This window comes from Microbispora siamensis (genome assembly GCF_016863095.1).
Classification (GTDB): Bacteria; Actinomycetota; Actinomycetes; order Streptosporangiales; family Streptosporangiaceae; genus Microbispora; species Microbispora siamensis.
In genome coordinates, this window is record NZ_BOOF01000030.1 from 1 (window position 1) to 18,357 (window position 18,357).

16 protein-coding genes are annotated in these 18,357 nt (G+C 72.4%); 8 read left to right on the forward strand and 8 right to left on the reverse strand.

Going from position 1 to position 18,357, the window contains the following annotated elements; translation table 11 throughout:
* Positions 1-33: 33 nt before the first annotated feature.
* The 5 genes from Msi02_RS24510 to prcB form a co-directional block, all read right to left on the reverse strand.
* Positions 34-996, reverse strand: coding sequence for an FKBP-type peptidyl-prolyl cis-trans isomerase (locus tag Msi02_RS24510; RefSeq protein WP_204050443.1), 963 nt, complete (start codon positions 994-996; stop codon positions 34-36).
* A gap of 71 nt (positions 997-1,067) precedes the next feature.
* Positions 1,068-2,426, reverse strand: coding sequence for a Pup--protein ligase (gene pafA, locus Msi02_RS24515; protein ID WP_079315240.1), 1,359 nt, complete (start codon positions 2,424-2,426; stop codon positions 1,068-1,070).
* 69 nt (positions 2,427-2,495) lie between these two features.
* Positions 2,496-3,182 carry a RodZ family helix-turn-helix domain-containing protein gene (locus Msi02_RS24520; protein WP_204050444.1) on the reverse strand — a complete coding sequence of 229 codons (687 nt, stop codon included), beginning with the start codon at positions 3,180-3,182 and terminating at the stop codon, positions 2,496-2,498.
* Positions 3,183-3,308: 126 nt separating this feature from the next.
* Positions 3,309-4,139: a proteasome subunit alpha gene (prcA, locus tag Msi02_RS24525; RefSeq protein WP_204050555.1), complete on the reverse strand. Its 831-nt coding sequence runs from the start codon at positions 4,137-4,139 to the stop codon at positions 3,309-3,311.
* Between the two features lie 27 nt (positions 4,140-4,166).
* Entirely contained in the window at positions 4,167-4,982 is an 816-nt protein-coding gene (prcB, locus tag Msi02_RS24530) for a proteasome subunit beta (protein ID WP_204050556.1), read from the reverse strand.
* 233 nt (positions 4,983-5,215) lie between these two features.
* Between prcB and Msi02_RS24535 the strand changes: the two genes are divergently transcribed.
* The 7 genes from Msi02_RS24535 (at position 5,216) to Msi02_RS24565 (ending at position 14,804) form a co-directional block, all read left to right on the forward strand.
* Positions 5,216-6,589, forward strand: coding sequence for an extracellular solute-binding protein (locus Msi02_RS24535; RefSeq protein ID WP_204050445.1), 1,374 nt, complete (start codon positions 5,216-5,218; stop codon positions 6,587-6,589).
* 120 nt (positions 6,590-6,709) lie between these two features.
* The gene (locus tag Msi02_RS24540; protein ID WP_239108666.1) at positions 6,710-7,621 is read left to right on the forward strand and encodes a carbohydrate ABC transporter permease; all 912 of its coding nucleotides are present in this window, start codon (positions 6,710-6,712) and stop codon (positions 7,619-7,621) included.
* Complete coding sequence (locus Msi02_RS24545) at positions 7,618-8,442, forward strand: carbohydrate ABC transporter permease (protein WP_079315244.1); 825 nt, start codon at positions 7,618-7,620, stop codon at positions 8,440-8,442. Before Msi02_RS24540 ends, Msi02_RS24545 begins: the two co-directional genes overlap by 4 nt.
* Positions 8,439-9,497, forward strand: coding sequence for an ABC transporter ATP-binding protein (locus Msi02_RS24550; RefSeq protein WP_204050446.1), 1,059 nt, complete (start codon positions 8,439-8,441; stop codon positions 9,495-9,497). The genes Msi02_RS24545 and Msi02_RS24550 overlap by 4 nt, the downstream gene beginning before the upstream one ends.
* Positions 9,494-10,765 (forward strand): CehA/McbA family metallohydrolase, encoded by a 1,272-nt coding sequence (locus Msi02_RS24555; protein WP_239108667.1) that lies wholly within the window; start codon positions 9,494-9,496, stop codon positions 10,763-10,765. Before Msi02_RS24550 ends, Msi02_RS24555 begins: the two co-directional genes overlap by 4 nt.
* A 66-nt stretch (positions 10,766-10,831) precedes the next feature.
* Complete coding sequence (locus tag Msi02_RS24560) at positions 10,832-12,046, forward strand: Gfo/Idh/MocA family protein (protein WP_239108668.1); 1,215 nt, start codon at positions 10,832-10,834, stop codon at positions 12,044-12,046.
* A gap of 10 nt (positions 12,047-12,056) precedes the next feature.
* Positions 12,057-14,804 (forward strand): glycoside hydrolase family 38 N-terminal domain-containing protein, encoded by a 2,748-nt coding sequence (locus Msi02_RS24565; protein ID WP_239108669.1) that lies wholly within the window; start codon positions 12,057-12,059, stop codon positions 14,802-14,804.
* Between the two features lie 194 nt (positions 14,805-14,998).
* Here the strand turns inward: Msi02_RS24565 and Msi02_RS24570 are convergent, their stop codons facing one another.
* Positions 14,999-15,208: a ubiquitin-like protein Pup gene (locus Msi02_RS24570; RefSeq protein ID WP_079315247.1), complete on the reverse strand. Its 210-nt coding sequence runs from the start codon at positions 15,206-15,208 to the stop codon at positions 14,999-15,001.
* 304 nt (positions 15,209-15,512) lie between these two features.
* Between Msi02_RS24570 and Msi02_RS24575 the strand changes: the two genes are divergently transcribed.
* Complete coding sequence (locus Msi02_RS24575) at positions 15,513-16,604, forward strand: serine/threonine-protein kinase (protein WP_204050447.1); 1,092 nt, start codon at positions 15,513-15,515, stop codon at positions 16,602-16,604.
* 100 nt (positions 16,605-16,704) lie between these two features.
* Here Msi02_RS24575 and Msi02_RS24580 read toward each other — a convergent pair whose 3' ends face one another.
* Both Msi02_RS24580 and Msi02_RS24585 read right to left on the reverse strand, forming a co-directional pair.
* On the reverse strand, positions 16,705-17,034 hold the full coding sequence (locus tag Msi02_RS24580) for a PepSY domain-containing protein (RefSeq protein ID WP_079315248.1): 330 nt from the start codon (positions 17,032-17,034) through the stop codon (positions 16,705-16,707).
* 35 nt (positions 17,035-17,069) lie between these two features.
* The gene (locus Msi02_RS24585) at positions 17,070-18,356 is read right to left on the reverse strand and encodes a sensor histidine kinase (RefSeq protein ID WP_204050448.1); all 1,287 of its coding nucleotides are present in this window, start codon (positions 18,354-18,356) and stop codon (positions 17,070-17,072) included.
* Position 18,357 lies beyond the last annotated feature (1 nt).

The following is an 18,357-nucleotide window of genomic DNA, read 5'->3' on the forward strand; positions in this document are numbered from 1 at the left end:
AACGGTGAGAGGGGCCCCTGCTTCCCGCGGCTGTCAGGCCGCGCCGAGGACGTCCACGACGAAGACGAGCGTGTCGGTGCCCTTGATGCCGCCTTGAGCGTTGCCCTCCTTGCCGTAGCCGAGGTCCGGCGGGATCGAGATGAGCACGCGGCTGCCGACCGGGACGCCGGTCAGGCCCTGCGCCCAGCCCTTGACGACCTGGTTGAGCGCGAACGTGGCGGGCTGGCCGCGCTCCCAGCTGGAGTCGAACTGCTTGTCGGTGCCCCAGATCTTGCCGACGTAGTGGGCGAGGACCGTCTGGTCGGCCTTCACCTCCGGGCCGTTCCCCTTGATCACGGTCTTGACGACCAGCTTCTTGGGCGCCTTCTCGCTGGTCTTGGTGGTCAGCGTCGGGGCCTTGTCGCCGCCGGCGTTCTCGACCTTGACGCCGGTGACGCCGGGGTCGACGGCGGTGCCCTGGACGGACTTCAGCGCCGCCGACAGCACGTCGATGACCAGCACCTGCGACGTGGTGTTGAAGTCCTGGCCCTGCTGCTTGGCCTGGTCGAGCTGCTCCGCGCTCAGGTTGTCCTTGGCGACCACGGCCATCACCCGGCCGCCCGGCTTGGCGCCGACGAGCGCCTCGTGCAGCGCCTTGGGCAGCTGCGGGCTGACCGAGACGAACTCCGACTTGCCCTGGTCGTAGTCGGAGCCGGCCGCCTTGTTCTCCTTGCCGTCCCAGTTGTAGACGGTGACGTTGGCGGTGAGGACGTCGCCGTCCTTGGCCGGGGTGCCCTGACCCTCGATGACCTTGATGGAGGCGGACGTGAGCGAGGGCTTGCCCGCCGGGAAGGTCAGGGTGGGCTTCTTGCCGGCCTCTCCCGTCACCTTGATGGCCGAGGCGGCGGCCTGGCCACTGGAGGTGGGGCTCGCGCTGGACGCGCTCTTCTGCGCGGTTCCGCAGGCGGCGGCGAGCAACAGGGGTAGGGCGGCGACGAGTGCCGTACGACGGCGCATATGGGAATCCTCAAACAGACAGCGGGTCCGGGCCAGGCTACCCGAACCCGCCGTCAGAGCGGTGTAAGAGATCACATGCCCGCGATGAGCTTGTCGACCCTCTCGTCCACGCTGCGGAACGGATCCTTGCACAGCACCGTCCGCTGGGCCTGGTCGTTGAGCTTCAGGTGCACCCAGTCGACGGTGAAGTCGCGCCGCTTCTCCTGGGCCTTGCGGATGAACTCGCCGCGCAGCTTGGCCCGTGTGGTCTGCGGCGGAACCGACTTGGCCTCGAAGATGCGGACGTCGTCGGCCACCCTCTCGACGGCCCCCCGCTTCTGCAGGAGATAGAACAGCCCGCGCTTGCGGTGGACGTCGTGGTAGGCCAGATCGAGCTGCGCGACGCGCGGCGACGACAGCGGCAGGTCGTACTTCTGTCTGTAACGTTCAATCATCTGGTACTTGGTGACCCAGTCGATCTCCCGCGAGACGAGGTCGAGGTCGCCGGTCTCGACCGCCCGCAGCGTGCGCTCCCACAGCTCCAGCACCCGCTTGGCGGTGGCGTCCCCGCCGCGCCGGTCGACGAAGTCCTGCGCCTTGGTCAGGTACTCCTGCTGGATCTCCAGCGACGAGGCCTCGCGGCCGTTGGCCAGGCGCACTCTGCGCCGGCCCGTCATGTCGTGGGACACCTCCCGGATCGCCCTGATGGGGTTCTCCAGGGACAGGTCGCGCATCACCACGCCCGCCTCGATCATCCGCAGCACCAGGTCGGTGGCGCCGACCTTGAGCAGCATCGTGGTCTCGCTCATGTTCGAGTCGCCCACGATGACGTGCAGCCGGCGGAACCGCTCGGCGTCCGCGTGCGGCTCGTCACGGGTGTTGATGATCGGCCGGGACCGGGTGGTCGCCGAGGAGACGCCCTCCCAGATGTGCTCGGCCCGCTGGGAGACGCAGTAGACCGCTCCGCGCGGGGTCTGCAGCACCTTGCCCGCGCCGCAGATGATCTGGCGCGTCACCAGATAAGGGATCAGGACGTCGGCCAGCCGCCCGAACTCCCCGTGCCGGCCCACGAGGTAGTTCTCGTGGCAGCCGTAGGAGTTGCCGGCCGAGTCGGTGTTGTTCTTGAACAGGTAGATGTCTCCTGCGATGCCCTCCTCGCGGAGCCGCTTCTCGGCGTCCACGAGGAGGCCCTCCAGGATCCGCTCCCCCGCCTTGTCGTGGGTGACCAGCTCCACGACGTTGTCGCACTCAGGGGTGGCGTACTCGGGATGGCTGCCCACGTCCAGGTAGAGACGTGCGCCGTTACGCAGGAAGACGTTGCTCGATCGGCCCCAGGACACCACTCGCCGGAACAGGTACCGCGCCACCTCGTCCGGCGACAGCCTCCGCTGCCCGCGGAACGTGCAGGTGACGCCGTACTCGTTCTCCAGCCCGAATATGCGTCGATCCATCACCTCACACTATTCCCATAAACCGGCGGCCGAACAGTGATCAGGCGGGGGAATGACGAGAAGGAGCGGTCAGGCGGCGTAAATCTCCGTCACCTTGACGATCTGCCCGCCCCGGACCGTGATGAGCGCCCGCAGGTCGCCCGCGTCGGCCCGCAGGATCAGCTTGTCACGAGAGCAGCGCTGGGTGCCGAGGTACTGGCTGTCGATGGTCTGGTCCTTGCCGTCGCAGCCGAGCGCGCTGAGGAACACCACGTTCTTCGCGATGGGCGCGGCGAAGGCCATCCCGTCGCCCTCCGGCGGCCCCTCGAAGTGGCCGCTGGTGCTGCCGCCGTACTCCTTGACGAACTTGACGGGCCGATACTCCGCCACGTTCTCGTCGTGCATGGCGACAAGCTGGCCGCGTACGACACCGTCCCTGCTGGGGCTGAGCCCCTTGGTGAAGTCGTGCCCGGGGTCCGACTGGAGGGTCCCGCCGAAGGGGGCCGGCGCCTTGTCCGTGATCGGCGGCCCGGCCTTGCCCGGCTTCCGCGTCGGCGCGGTCGTGGCCGAGCCGGTGGGCATGTCCGCCGTCGGGGTGCCGGAGGCCGCCGGGTCGGCGGACGGCTCCGCGGGCGACGCCGGAGCCGTCACCGTCACGGTGGCGGTCACGGTGGGCGAGGCCGAGGTGCCGGAGGCTCCGGAGCACGCGCTCAGCGACAGGAGGGCGACGGCGGCGGCCGGAACGCCCGCGCGCCGCAAGAGATCAAGAGTCGTCATAACCGGATGAGAGTAGCGAAATCGGAGTTGGGCTGAGCCGAAACGCCCGAGCGGGCCCCACGAGACGGCGGCGCCGCGCCCCCGACGAGGGCGCGGCGCCGCGGCCGTACGGACGAAGGGACGGGGCTACTCGCCGGAGCCCGTGTCGATGTCGCCCTCGGGGGCGATCGGCGGGGTGGCGCCGGGAGCCTGCCCGGCCTGGTCCTGTTCGGACTGTGCCTGCTCCACCGGGGCCTGCTCGGCGGGCTGCTGCGCGCCCTCCTGGCCCTCCTTGGCGGCCTCCAGGAGCTTCTCCAGGCGGGGGCCGGTCAGGCGCAGGAACTTGCGGTGCTCCCTGCCCCGGTCGAGGACGGCGACCTCGATCTGGGTCACCGGGGGACGCTCCCCGCCCGGCTCGGTCAGGGCGGCCAGCGCGGCGTCGAGGGCCTGCGGCAGCGGCAGTCCCTCGCTGTAGCGCTCCTTCAGGCGTCCTCCGACGGCGTCGGCCTGGCCGCCGATCACGGCCATGCCCTGCTCGTCGAAGACGGAGCCGTCGAAGGTGATCCGGTAGATCTGGTCGTCCTCGGGGGCGTCGCCGACCTCCGCGACGACGATCTCCACCTCGAACGACTTGATCGACTCGGTGAAGATCATGCCGAGGTGCTGGGCGTACAGGTTCGCCAGACCGCGGCCGGTGACGTCACTGCGGTTGAACGTGTAGCCGTTGATGTCCGCGTAGCGGATGCCGGCCAGGCGGAGCGACTCGAACTCGTTGTAGCGCCCCACCGCGGCGAAGCCGATGCGGTCGTAGATCTCACTGATCTTGTGCAGCGCCTTGGACGGGTTGGGCGCCACGAACAGGATGCCGTCGGCGTACTGCATCACGACCACGCTGCGACCGCGAGCGATGCCCTTGCGGGCATACTCCGCCCTGTCCCGCATGATCTGCTCGGGCGAGGCATATCCTCCGAAGGGGATGGACACCGGGGGTGATCCTCTCTTGGGTTAGCGCAGCGGCGCGGTCGGGCCTTCGGGGGCGGTCATCCGCCTCTCCAGCATGGACTCCACGAACTCCGCGACCTCGTCGTCCGGGAGGCGGCGGAAGCCGTCGGCGGTGATGACGGCCACGACCGGCCAGATCTTCCGCATCACGTCGGGGCCGCCGGTCGCCGAGTCGTCGTCGGCGGCGTCGTACAGGGCGTGCAGGCAGGCCAGGACGGTGTCCTGCGGGCTGGAGTTCTCCCGGTAGAGCTTCTTGAGCGAACCCCGGGCGAAGATCGAACCCGAGCCGATCGAGTGGAACTCCTTCTGCTCGTACGGCCCGCCGCCCACGTCGTAGCTGAAGATCCGCCCGGTGTCGTGGGACGGGTCGTAGGCCGCGAAGAGCGGCACGACCACGAGGCCCTGCATGGCCATGGGCAGGTTGCCGCGGATCATGGTGGCCAGGCGGTGCGCCTTGCCCTCGGTCGACAGCGAGCGACCTTCGGTCTTCTCGTAGTGCTCCAGCTCGACCCGGTAGAGCCGGGCCAGCTCCAGGCCGGTGCTCGCGGTGCCCGCGATGCCCATGCAGGAGTAGTCGTCGGTGCGGAACACCTTCTCGATGTCCCGCTGCGAGATGATGTTCCCGGAGGTCGCACGCCTGTCGCCCGCCATCACCACGCCGCCGGCGCAGGTCGCCGCGACGATGGTGGTCGCGTGCGGGATCTCGTCTCCCACCGGCGCCGCCAGCGACTCGTTGCGGGCGGGCAGCAGGTTCGGCGCGTGCACGCCTAGGAACTCCGAGAACGACGACGATCCCGTATATGTGAAGAGGCTGTTCATCCAGGCTGGCTGAGATGCCACGCGACTCCCTCCAAGCGTGCGTTGTTACGCCCGACCATACTCAGGTCTCAGCACTGGTTGCACTCTTCCCGATCAGCTCAGCGCGAACCAGACATCCCGCAAGAGGCCGGGCGTGCGTCCCTTACTCGTTCACCAAACCGTTTCTTTACGTGTCGGTAATCGCGTGCGAGGGTCGATTTGTCCGTACGTCAGGACTTACGGGGAGGTCGATCATGAGACCTGCGCTCGCGGTGGCGGCGGTGGCCCTGCTGGCTCTGGGCGCGTGCGGCACCGGCGGCTCCGGCGATTCCGCAGACGGGGACGTCACCCTGACCATCACGGCCAACGCGATCTCCGGCGGCAAGAACGCCGAGACCGCCGACTGGACGGCCACGTGGGTCATCCCCCGGTTCGAGGCCGCGCAGAAGGCCAAGGGCCGCGACGTCCGCGTGGTGTTCCAGCCGAGCGGCGTGGACGACGAGCAGTACAAGACCAAGGTCGCCCTCGACCTCAAGTCGCGGGCGGGCGCCGACGTCATCGACCTCGACGGCATCTGGGTGGGCGAGTTCGCCCAGGCCGGGTACATCAAGCCGCTCGCCGAGGTCGCCGGTCCCGAGGCGGACTCCTGGGAGGGCTGGAGCCAGATCCCGCAGGCCGTGCAGGGCCTCGGCACGTTCGAGGGCAGGAGGTACGGCCTGCCCCAGGGCACCGACGGGCGGGTGCTGTTCTACAACAAGACCCTGTTCCGCAAGGCCGGCCTGCCGGACCGCTGGCAGCCGCGGAGCTGGCAGGAGATCCTCGACGCCGGCGCGGCGCTCAGGAGGGCCGGGGTGCCGGTCCCGATCCAGATCGACGCCGGCACCGCCATGGGCGAGGCGACCAGCATGCAGGGCGCGCTGCCGCTGCTGGCGGGCGCGGGGGCGCAGATCTACGCCGACGGCAAGTGGACCGGCGCCTCCCGGGCGCTCAGGGACGTGCTGGACTTCTACCGGCAGGTCTACTCCGGCGGCCTCGGCGACCCCAGGCTCCAGCAGGAGGCGCGGGGACGGGACAAGTCGTTCGCCCAGTTCGCCGAGGGCAGGATCGGGATCCTGGCGGAGGGCGACTACTTCTGGCGGTCGGTGATCGAGCCGAAGGCCGGGGTCGCCCCGATGAAGGACCGCGACTCCGTCGTCGGATACGCCCTGATCCCCGCCCAGCGCCCCGGCGCCGGCATCCGGGGCCAGGACTTCGTCAGCATGTCCGGCGGCGCCGTACGCGTGCTCAACCCCAACTCCAAGAACCCGAAGCTGGCCTGGGAGCTGCTGTCGTTCATGCACTCGGCCGAGGCCACCACGTCGCAGCTCGCCGGGGCCGCCAGGATCACCGCGCGCAAGGACGTGAACGACACGGTGCTGGGGACCGACCCGATGCTGAAGTTCGTCTCCGACGAGGTCCTGCCCCTCACGGCGTACCGGCCGCCGCTGGCCGTCTATCCGCAGGTGTCGGTCGCCCTGCAGGAGGCCACGGCCGCGGTCGTGTCGGGCACGAGCGTGGACGAGGCGGCCGCCGCCTACCAGCGCAAGGTCGAGTCCCTCGTCGGCGGCCCCGCCCATGTCTCGTCCTGAGGTACCCGGTGGCGCCCCGATGATGAGTGGGAAAACCGAGCGATCCGGAGGGGCGCGCCGCCGATCTGGACTGAGGAGATGCGCGGGAGCGAAGCGACCAAGCAGCGACGAGGGGGTGTCATGGCGCGCCTCCGGCACGACCGCGCGGATATGAGCGCCCCGATGGTGAGCGGGAAACACAGCCTGACGTTCGTGGTGCCGGCGCTGGTGCTGATCGGGGTGTTCCTGGTCTTCCCCGCGTTGTGGACCGTCTACCTGGGCCTCACGGACTACCGTCTGACGGGCCTGGCGGCGGCCGATCCCCGGGTGGTCGGGGCGGCCAACTACGCCGAGGCGCTGGGCGACGAGCGGTTCCGCACGTCGCTGTGGCTCACCGTGCAGTTCGTGCTCGGCTCGGCCGTGCTCGGGCAGGCGGTGCTCGGGTTCGCGATCGCGTGGGCGCTGCGCGACCGGCGGGGGCCGCTGAAGAGCGTCACCGAGGGGCTGGTGCTGCTCGCGTGGATCCTGCCGTCGTCGGTCGTCGCGTTCCTGTGGATCGCGCTGCTCGACCGCGACGGCGGGACGCTGAACGCGATCCTGCACACGCCCGGCTTCGCCTGGCTGCTCGACCACCCCATGGCGTCGATCATCGTGTTCAACGTCTGGCGGGGCACGGCGTTCTCGATGATGCTGTACGGCGCGGCGCTGGAGAACGTGCCGCCGTCGCATCTGGAGACCGCCCGGCTCGCCGGCGCCTCGACGCTCCAGCAGCTCAGGGACGTGGTCCTCCCGCACATCAAGGGGCACGTGCTGACGAACCTGCTGCTGATCACGCTGTGGACGTTCAACGACTTCACGGCCTTCCAGCTCACCGCCGGAGGCCCCGACGGGCGGTCGGAGATCCTGCCCGTCTACATCTACAACGTCGCGATGAGCGGCGGCAGGCTCGGTTTCGGCGCGGCGGTCTCCTTCCTCGTCCTCGTGGTGAACCTGGTCCTGGCGTTCGCCTACCTGCGCCTTCTGCGGTCGAGGGGGGAGGTGAGGCCGTCATGACGCCGGTGCGTCACGTGCTGGGGACCCTCGGGCGGGCCACCTTCCTGGCCCTGGTGCTGGGGTTCTTCGCGCTGCCGCTGCTGTGGCTGGCCTCGGCGCCGTTCGACGCGCATCCGTCGATCACGGCATCGGTGCCGGACTTCACGCTGGCGAACTTCCGGGCGCTGCTGGACAACCCGTACGCGCTGGGCTCGCTGCGCAACTCGCTGATCCAGGCGTGCGGCAGCGCGGCCCTGGTCGTGACGCTGGCCGCGCTGGCGGCGTACGCGCTGTCGCGGGCGCGGGTGCCCGGCCGCGACGCGCTGCTGTACGTGCTGCTGCTCCTGTCGTCGGTGGTGACGGGGACGGCGGCGATGGTGCCGCTGTTCGAGCTGGCGACCCGGCTGAACCTGATCGACACCCACCTCGGCGTCGTGCTCACCCTGTCGGGCGGCCTGCTGCCCGCCGCGATCTTCATCCTGAAGGACTTCATGGACGCCACGCCCACGTCCTATGAGGAGTCGGCGCGGGTCTTCGGCGCGTCGCCGGGACAGGTGCTGCGGCACGTCGTGATCCCGCTGGTGCGGCCCGGTCTGGCGACGATCGCGGTGTGGGCGGTCGCCAACGTCTGGGGCAGCTTCCTGCAGCCGTTCATCCTGCTGCGCGACCCGGACAAGGCCCCGGGCGCGGTCATCCTCTACACGCTCTACACCGAGGGCGGCGCGCCGCGCCTCGACGTGATCTCGGCGTTCTCGCTGCTCTACTCGCTGCCGGTGGTGGTGATGTACGTGTTCGTCAGCCGGAGGTACGGCTTCCGCTTCCACGGGGGGATCAAGCGGTGATCGCGTTGCGCGGCCTGACCAAGGAGTTCCCCGGCGGGGTGCGGGCGGTCGACTCGCTCGACCTGGAGATCGGCGACGGCGAGTTCTTCGCGCTGCTCGGCCCGTCGGGCTGCGGCAAGACGACGCTGCTGCGGACGATCGCCGGACTGGAGACCCCCACCTCGGGGCGGATCGAGATCGGGGGCGTGGACGTGACCGGGACGCCTCCGGGACGGCGGGACGTCGCGATGGTCTTCCAGGACTACGCGTTGTTCCCGCATATGGACGTGACCGCCAACATCGCCTATCCGCTGCGGATCAGAAAGGTCCCCCGGGCCGAGCGCGAGGCGAAGGCCGCCGAGACCGCGTCCCGGCTCAGCCTGTCGGAGCTGCTGGACCGCAGGCCCGGGCAGTTGTCCGGCGGGCAGCAGCAGCGGGTGGCGCTCGCCCGGGCGGTCGCCTGCCGTCCGAAGGCGTTCCTGTTCGACGAGCCGCTGTCGAACCTGGACGCGCGGCTGCGCCTGGAGGCCCGCACGTTCCTCAAGCGCCTGCAGCGCGAGCTGGCGGTGACCACGGTCTTCGTCACACACGACCAGAGCGAGGCGCTCGCGCTGGCCGACCGCATCGCGGTCATGTCGGCCGGGCGGATCACGCAGCTCGGCACGCCGTCCGAGGTGTTCCGCCGCCCGGCCACCACGTTCGTGGCCTCCTTCATCGGATCCACGCCGATGAACCTGCTGCCGGGCGTCGCCGGGGACGGCGCGCTGCGGGTGGCCGGGGCCGAGTTCCCCCTGCCGGACGGCACGCCCGAGGGCGAGGTCCTGTACGGCCTGCGGCCCGAGTACGCCGACCTGACCACCCGGGAGCCCGGGGAGAAGGGGGCGTTCTCCGGGAAGGTGGCGGTGGTGGAGAACCTCGGCACGGCCCATCTCGTCACGCTGGAGTGCGCGGACCACCTGCTCCAGGTGGTGGTCCCCGAGGGGGCCGAGCCCCCGCCGGGGACGGCCGCCTGGGTGGTGCCCCGCCCGGGCCGGGCGCTGCTCTACCGCGACGACACCCTGGTGGGTGGCGCGTGACGACCAGGGCCGCGATCAGCGGGACGTGGACGCTGGACGACCGGCTGGCCGGGCCGGTGGCCGAGGTGCCGGTGGAGGTGCGGCCCGGCACGGCCGCCCTCACGGTGCGCCTGTCCTACGACCGGTCGGCCGGTGTGCTCGACCTCGGCTGCGCCGGGCCGGCCGGGTTCCGCGGCTGGTCGGGCGGCGCGCGCTCCGAGTACACCATCACCCCCTCCTGGGCCACCCCCGGCTACCTGCCCGGCGAGATCGAGCCCGGGGTGTGGCGGGTGCTGGTCGGGCTGCACCGGGTGCCCCTCGGCGGCCTGCCGTACGAGATCAGGGTGATCAGGCACGTGCGGCCGCCCGTCCGGCCGCGTCGGCGCCGCACCCGCTTCTCCCGCGTGCCGGGGCCCGTCCCGCCCGAGCCCGCCGCCGTACGGCGCCGCCTGCCGTCGCCGCCGGGATACCGCTGGCTCGCCGGGGACCTGCACGCGCACACCGACCACTCGGACGGGACACTGACCGTCTACGAACTGGCCTGCGTGGCGGCCGCGGCCGGACTGGACTTCCTCGCGGTGACCGATCACAACACCGTCAGCCATCACGCGGAACTCGCGGCGGCCTCGGCGCTGGCCGGTCTCGTGCTCGTTCCGGGGCAGGAGGTGACCACCGACCTCGGGCACGCCGCCGCGCTCGGGGACGTCGGCTGGATCGACTTCCGGCGGCCCCCCGACGAGTGGGCGAAGGCCGTACGCGACCGGGGCGGGGTGCTGTCGGTCAACCATCCGGTGGCGGCCGACTGCGCCTGGCGGCACCCGATGACCGACCGGCCGCGGGTCGTCGAGCTGTGGCACTGGAGCTGGTGGGACCGCACCTGGGGCGCGCCGCTGGCCTGGTCGCAGGCCTGGACGCACGATTCGACCGGCGACCCGGCCGGCGACCTCGTGGTGGTGGGCGGCGGCGACTACCACCGGCCCGAGGAGGGTCACCTGCCCGGCGCGCCGACGACGTGGGTGCTCGCCGAGGGCGACGGCCGGGGCTCCGAGGCGGCCGGGGCGGTCGTACGGGCCGTGGCGGAGGGGCGGACGGCGGTGTCGGCCTCTCCCGGGGCCCCGCTGCTGCTGCGGCTGGAGGACGAGTTCCTCGCCGTGGACGCCGACGGGCTGGTGCTGTGGGGCCCGCAGACCCGGCGGGTGGTCCGCGGAGACCTCGCCCTCCTGCCGGCCCGGCCCGGGGTGCACCGGCTGGAGACGCCCGCCAACGAGGTGATGGCCGTCTGCACGTGACGGGGTTGTGCTCCGCCACCGATGGGGAGGTGCAGGGCAGGTCGCCGAGCGGAGGAGGGTGAGGACGTGGAGACGGTGAAGGTGGGGATCGCCGGGCTTGGCGTGGTCGCGCAGGTCGTCTACCTGCCCCTGCTGGCGCGGCGGCGCGACCTGTTCCGGGTCGCGGCCGTGTGCGACCTCGACCGCGGGCACGCGGAGACGGTCGGCCGGGAGGCGGGCGTCCCGGCGTACGACGACCCGCTGACGATGCTCGACAGGGGCGGGTTCGACGCGCTGATCGTGCTCACGCCGGGGTCCCACGGGCCGCTGGTGCGGGCCGCCCTCGAACGCGGCCTGTGGGTGCTGTGCGAGAAGCCCGTCGCCTACAGCCGGGCCGAGCTGAGCGGGTTCTCCGGCGAACGGCTGATGGCCGGCTACATGAAGCAGTACGACCCGGCCTCCCAGCGGCTCGTGGAGGCGCTGCACGAGGCCGGCGGGCCGGAGGTCGTCCGCCACCTGGACGCCACCGTGCTGCATCCCTCGGAGGAGTCGCAGCTGCTGTTCGCCCGGGCGCGGCCCGGACGGCCCGCGCCCGAACGGGTGGCCCCCTACGCGGAGGCCGACGAGCGGGCCCTCACCGCCGCGCTCGGCACGTCGTCCGAGCGGCTGCGGCGGCTGTACGCGGAGGTGCTGCTGAGCAGCATGTGCCATGAGCTGTCGCTGATGCGGCTGTTCACCGGGTCTCCCGACACGGTGGACCACGTGGCCGTGTGGCCGGTGGAGGCGTTCCCGCCGTCCCTGGAGGTGAGCGGAACGCTCGGGGGCGAGTGCTCCGGCAGGTACGGCATCCGCTGGCACTACCTGCCGAGCTACCCGGCCTACCACGAGGTCATGACGCTGCACCACGAGCACGGCTCGCTGGAGCTGCGCTTCCCCTCCCCCTATCTGCTGAACGCGCCCACCCGGCTGACGGTCACCTGCCGGATCGGCACCACCGAGCGGACGGTCGTCAACGAGGACGTCGCCGAGGCGTTCGAACGCCAGCTGCGCGCCTTCCACCGCTTCGTCACCCAGGAAGAACCGCCGCTCACCGGACTCGACGGGGCTCTGGAGGATATCGTCACGGCGCAGCGGATCGTGCACCGGTACGCGCGGTGGGCGGGCATCCCCATCGGCGGGGAGTGCGCCCAGGAGGTCACCGGCGCGCCGCGGGAGGCGACCGCCGGGGCCGACGTCAGCAGCTACGCCGAGGAGGGCGGGAGTGGAGCCAGCGGTCACGCCGAGGAGAGCCTCAGCAGATAGCGACAGGATCGTGGTGGTCCCGCACACGCACTGGGACCGCGAGTGGTATCTGCCCTTCCAGCGGTTCCGGGTCGGGCTGGTGCGGGCGCTCGACGAGGTCCTGGACGCCATGGCCGCCGACCCCGCCTACCGCTTCACGATGGACGGCCAGCTCGCGGCGATCGAGGACTACCTGGAGATCCGGCCCGCGCGGCGCGGCGACGTCGCCCGCTTCGTCGCCGAGGGACGGCTGGCCGTCGGGCCCTGGCTGATCCTCGCCGACGAGTTCCTGTGCTCGGGCGAGACCCTGCTGCGCAACCTGGAGTACGGCATGCGCGGCGCCGCCGCGCTCGGCGGCGCCATGCCCGTCGGTTACCTGCCCGACCAGTTCGGCCACTGCGCCCAGATGCCGCAGATGCTGTCGCTGGCGGGGCTGCGCCTGGCGTGCCTGTGGCGCGGCGTGCCCGCGCACGTGGACCGCGACGCCTTCGACTGGACCGGCGCAGACGGCACCACGATCAGGACCATCTACCTGCCCGGCGGGTACGGCAACGCCTTCGGCCTGTTCACCGGCCCGGCCGAGGGCATGCCCGACCGCGTGACGGCCTTCGTCTCCACGGCGGAGGGCTGGGCGACGGGCAGGACGCTGCTGGCGATGTACGGCGCGGACCACTCGGCACCGGCCCGCGAGATCACCACCTCGGGGCTCCGCGTCGCCACCCTCGCCGAGGCTCTGGCCGGCTGTGACGGGCCCGGCGACGGGCTGCCTCGGGTGGTGGGCGAGTTGCGCTCGCACGCGCGGGCCAACATCCTGCCCGGCGTGATCTCGGCCCGGGTGCCGCTGAAGCAGGCCATGGCGCGGGCCGAGCGGGTCCTCACCCGCTACGCCGAGCCGATGTCCGCGCTGTGGCTCGCCGACCGGTCCGCCTGCGAGCGCCTCGTCGACATGGCCTGGCGGTCGGTGATCGCCTGCAGCGGACACGACTCGGTCACCGGGTGCGGCTCCGACGAGACCGCCCAGCAGGTGGCCGCGCGGATCGCCGAGGCCGGGCAGACTGCCCAGGCGGTCGTGGACCTGGTCGCGGCGTCCCTCGCCGAGGCCGCGCCGAAGGGCGCGCTCGTGGTCGTCAACCCGTCCCCGTTCGAGCGGACCGGCCTGGTGCTCGCCGACCTGCCGGAGGACCGCGCGTCCCTGGCGGACGGCCGGGGGCGTCCCGTCCCGCTGCAGCGGCTCGAACACGCTCCCACACTGCTCGACGAGACCGTCATGGACGACCTCTCGCAGCTTCTGGGGCGCGTCCACGAGCGGGAACTGTACGGCCACGAGATCGTCTCCTGGCACGCCGGGGACGGCGTGTTCACCGTCACCGTGAGCCGGTACGCCTCTGGCGCGTACGCCTACGAGGACCTGCGCCGGGCCGTCCTGGAGGCCGGTCCCGGGCCGTGGGTGGTCCGCACGGTGGCAGAGCCCGTCGTCACCGTGGCCGCGCTGGTCACCGTGCCACCGCTCGGCCGGGCCGTCCTCACCGCCCGTCCGCCCGCGTCCGGCCGGCCCGCCCCCGTCGCGGACGCCCTGCGAACCGACGCGTACGGGTTCGAGCCGGTGCTGGACAACGGGCTGCTGCGGGTGCGGGTGGCCGACGACGGGACGCTCTCGCTGCGCGGCGCGGACGGGGCCGAGGTCCACGGCGTCGGGCGGATCGTCCACGGCGGGGACGCCGGGGACACCTACAACCACGCGCCCCCGCCGGACGACCGGCTCCTCGACCGGCCCTCCCGGGTCGTCGTCGAGGAGATCTGCTCCGGCCCGCTGACCGGCGCGTACGAGATCACGCGGGTGTACGACTGGCCGGCCGGGCTCGGCGACGACGAGACCGTGCCGACGGCCGTCACGACCCGGGTGGAGCTCAGGGCGGGCGAGCCGTTCGCGCGGTGTGAGATCACCATGGACGTGCGCTGCCGCGACCACCGCGTCCGCTGGCACGCGCCGCTGCCCCGCGCGGCGGCAGAGTCGTACGCCGAAGGGCAGTTCGCCGTGGTGCGGCGTGGCCTGGCGGCCGAGGGCGGGGGCGGCGAGCGGCCGATCCCGACCTTCCCCGCCGAGTCCTTCGCCGCCGCGGGCGGCCTGGCCGTGCTGCTCGACCACGTCACCGAGTACGAGATCATCAGGGACGAGATCAGCGGGGACGGGACCGGGATGGCGCTGACGCTCGTGCGGTCCGTCGGTTATCTGTCCAGGAACCGCAACCCCTACCGCGACGAGCCCGCCGGGCCCGAGGTGCCCACCCCGGCCGCCCAGTGCCAGGGGCCGCTGACCGTGCGCTTCGCCGTCCTGCCGTACGCGGGTGAGTGGCACGAGGCCGGGCTGCCGAGGCTCGCCGAGGAGTTCCGCCACGATCTGCTGGCCGTACCGGGCGCAGGCGCCGCCGGTGCGGACGGCCCGGTCGCAGGCGGTCGCCTCGCTATCGGTGGGAACGGCGTCGTGATGGCCGCCCTGCGCGAGCGGGACGGACGGCTGGAGGTCCGCCTGGTGGCCGAGCATCCCACGGCCACCGAGGCGGTCGTCCGGGGAGATTTCACCGCGGCCTGGACGGCCGGCGTGCTGGGCTCTCCCCTGAGCCCTCTGGAGGTGTCCCGCGACGAGGTGTCGCCAGACGTGTCGCCAGACGTGTCGCCGAACGTTGGGGCCGACGGACAGGGGCCCGCGGCGTCGTGGCGGACGGTGCGCGTCCCGCTGAAGCCCTTCGAGATCGCGACCGTTCATCTCGGCGGAGCCTGACGCCTCAGCCCGACGAGCCGGCCGTCAACGGGCCGGTGGATTCACTGAATCGTCAGGGCGGCTTCGTACACGCCCTCATCGCGGCGCGGTGGCGGCGGTGCGTCCGACGGGAGTTTCCGGGCCCGACGGCGGCCCTGCCGGGGGAGTGGTCCCCCCGGCGCGGCCACCACCGGCCCGGACGCCTCCCGCCGGGGCTACTGCCCGCCCTTCTGCACGTAGGAACGGACGAACTCCTCCGCGTTCTCCTCGAGGACCTCGTCGATCTCGTCCAGGATCGCGTCCACGTCGTCGGTGAGCTTCTCGTGACGCTCCTGGACGTCCGGGGACGCCTGCGCCTCGGTCTCTTCGACTTCGTGCTCCTGTCGCCCAGTCTGCTTCTGGCCGCCGGTCTCCTTGGTCGCCATCCCTGACACCTCCGCTGCTCGGGGGGACGCCTCTCCCCATATCTTCCCCGAACCGACCGACAATGCGCGCGAAAGAGCGCGCGATCTTCGGCCCGTCCGCTGTGGCCAGACAACCCGGTGAGCGCCGGGAAGGCAAACGCGCGGTGTCCGGCCCGGCGGCGGGCACCCCGGCCCGCCGGAACCGCGCGCGTTAGACCGGATCGTTATCGAGGTCACACTCTTCGTGGCCGCCTTTCGGCACAGAGCGACCGCGTCCGGGACGACAATTGATGGATCACGGCACGACCTAGCGCACGGGTGGTCGATGGCATCGCACGCACGGCAACTGCTGGCGGATCGGTACAAACTGCTGACGCCCTTCCGGCGCGACGGCGGCGGGATCATGTGGCAGGCACACGATCTTCGCCTCAAGCGCGACGTCGCGATCAAGGAAGTGCAGCCGCCGTACCGGGTGGACGTGGCCGACCTGCCGGCCGCCCGCCGGCAGGCCCTGCGAGAGGCCCGTTCCGCGGCCCGGCTCAGCCACCCGGCCGTCATCACGGTGCACGACCTGCTGGAGGACAAGGGCCGCCTCTGGATCGTGACCGAGCTCCTGCAGGGCCTCACGCTGGGCGACACCGTCCGCCACCTCGGCCGGCTGCCGGTGCACTGGACCGCCTGGGTGGGCTTCCAACTCCTGTCGGGCGTACGGCACGCGCACGCGATGGGCGTCGTCCACGGCGACATCCGGCCCGCCAACGTCATGCTGACCGAGGACCGGGTCGTGCTGACCGACTTCGGCATCGCCGCCTTCGACCGCGATCCCGCCGGGTCGACGACGGTGCCCGTGGCGCGGTCGGGCGCCTATCTCGCCCCGGAGCGGCTGCGCGGGAAGGGTCTGGCCCCCGCCGCCGACCTGTGGTCGTTCGGCGCGACGCTGTACTGCGGGGTCGAGGGGCGGCCGCCGTACCCGACCTCGGGCCCGCTGCCGGCCGCGGCGGTGCTGGGCCGCGAGCCGGAGCCGCCGCGCCGGGCGGGTCCGCTGCGGCCGTTGATCGAGGGCCTGTTGCGGCACGACCCGGACGAACGGCTCACGATCGATCAGGCGATGCACGTGCTCGTGGACGTGTTGCGGCGGCAGGGCATCCCGGCGGCGACGCCGGGCCGTACGGCAGGCGAGCTGCCCAGCCGCACCACGCCCAACACGGCGCCCGACACGGCGCCCAAAACGAGCGGAGCGCACCCCTCTGGCCGCTCCTCCGGCCACGGGTGGCCCCTTGCACCCGGGGAACTCGCAGCGCCCGGAGAACTCACCACCGGGCGCTTCCACGACGCGGATTCACGTCGCCGGGACAATCCCTACTGGCCCACCCCCACGACCGGGCCCCGCCGGCCCGGACCGCCACGCCTCCCGTAGCCTCCGGGCCGCCGGGCCTCCGGCTTCGCGGGGCGGGACGCGCCGGGCGACTCCCCCGGGTTCGCGGCCGGGGAAGCCGCCCGTGCCCGCCTCCCTGTGATCAGTCGTCGTGGTGGGCGCGGAACTTGACGATCCGCCCGGTCGCGATCGCGACGTAGACCTCGTACTCCCGGTGGCTCTTGCGCAGCTCGACCTTCCAGGTGCGGTGGCCGTGCTCCCACTCGCGTTCGACCTCGGTCACCCGCGCGCCGGGCACCCGCCTCGTCGCGATCGCGATCGCCTGGCTCCGGGTGACCGAAGTCTGGGAGACGGAAGCGGAGGCGTTCGCGGAGAGAGGGGCGGGCACGGCGGCGGCGACGGCGGTTCCCCCGGCGGCCAGAGCGGCGACGGTGACGGCGGCGGCGAGAGCGATCTTCGTTGTCTTTCTCATGCCCCGAGGTTCGCAGCGATCATGCTAGGGCCGCGCTAAGAGATCCCTAAAACAGGGCCTGAGCCCAAGAGCAGGCGCACCTCGGCGCCCCCGAGGTCCGATCGGCCGACGGCCAGGGAGCCGCCCGAGTCCTCGGCCACGCGGCGGGCGATGTCCAGCCCGAGCCCCGTCGAGCCCGCGCCGCTCTCCCCGCGTCGCGGCGGATCGCCGGGGCCGAAGCCGGGTCCGGCGTCCGAGACCGTCAGGGTCACCGCCCCACCCGGCCCGGAGGCCAGGCGTACGCGGAAGGACGTCCCGTCGGGGGTGTGCGCGAAGACGTTGCCGAGGAGCGCGTCGACGCAGTCGGCCAGGTCCTCGGCCGGGACCGCCACCGGCAGCGGGCCGGGCGCGAGGTCGAGCGCGAAGGTCCTGGACTGGTCCTCCGCCAGCACCGACCAGAATTCCACTCTGTCGCGCACCACCGCGACGGCGTCGCAGGAGGCCCGTTCCCGCGACCGCCGCCGCACATCGTTGATCACGGCCGTGACCGCCCGCTCCAGCGCGTCGACGCGGGCCTCCATCCTGGCCGCCTCGCCGGGGTCGGTCAGCGACTCCGCTTCGAGCCGCAGGCCGGTCAGAGGGGTGCGGAGCCGGTGGGAGACGTCCGCCACCATCTCGCGCTCCTCGGCGAGCAGGTCGGAGATGCGTCCCGCGAGGTGGTTGAGGGCCAGGCCCGCCGTACGGACCTCGGGCGGGCCCTGCGGGGCCGCCCTGGCGGTCAGGTCGCCCTTCGCGAGGCGGTGGGAGACCTGGGCGAGCGCGGTGGTGGGCCGCACGACCGCGCGGGCGAGACGGTCGGCGACCAGGATGCCGACCCCCACCAGGGCGACCCCCAGGACCAGCAGCGCGAGCCACGTCCGGTGGACGCCGCGGTCGAGGTCGTCGTCGCCGAGGAAGGCACGGACGACGGCGGTGCCGCCCGGCGCCCCCTGCACCGCCACCAGGATCTCCCTGCCGCCCGGCACGGCGGCGGTCAGGCTCCGGCCGCGTGCGGCCAGGTCGACGGCGCGGGTGCGGGCCGCCACGGCCCCGAGCACGCGGCCGTCCGCGAGGAAGACCGTGACGGGGTGCCCGCTCGACGCGCCCGCCTGCTCGGCGGTCAGCCGCAGCGTCTCCTCGTCCACCGCGCCGACGGCCACCGCGACGGACTCGGCGGCCCGGGTCGCGGAGGCGACTGCCTCGCTGTGCGCCACCGACCGCACCAGCAACGCCAACGGCACCAGCAGCGACACCAGGACGAGCGACGTGGTCGCCGCGACGAGGGCCGCGAGCCAGCGCCTCATC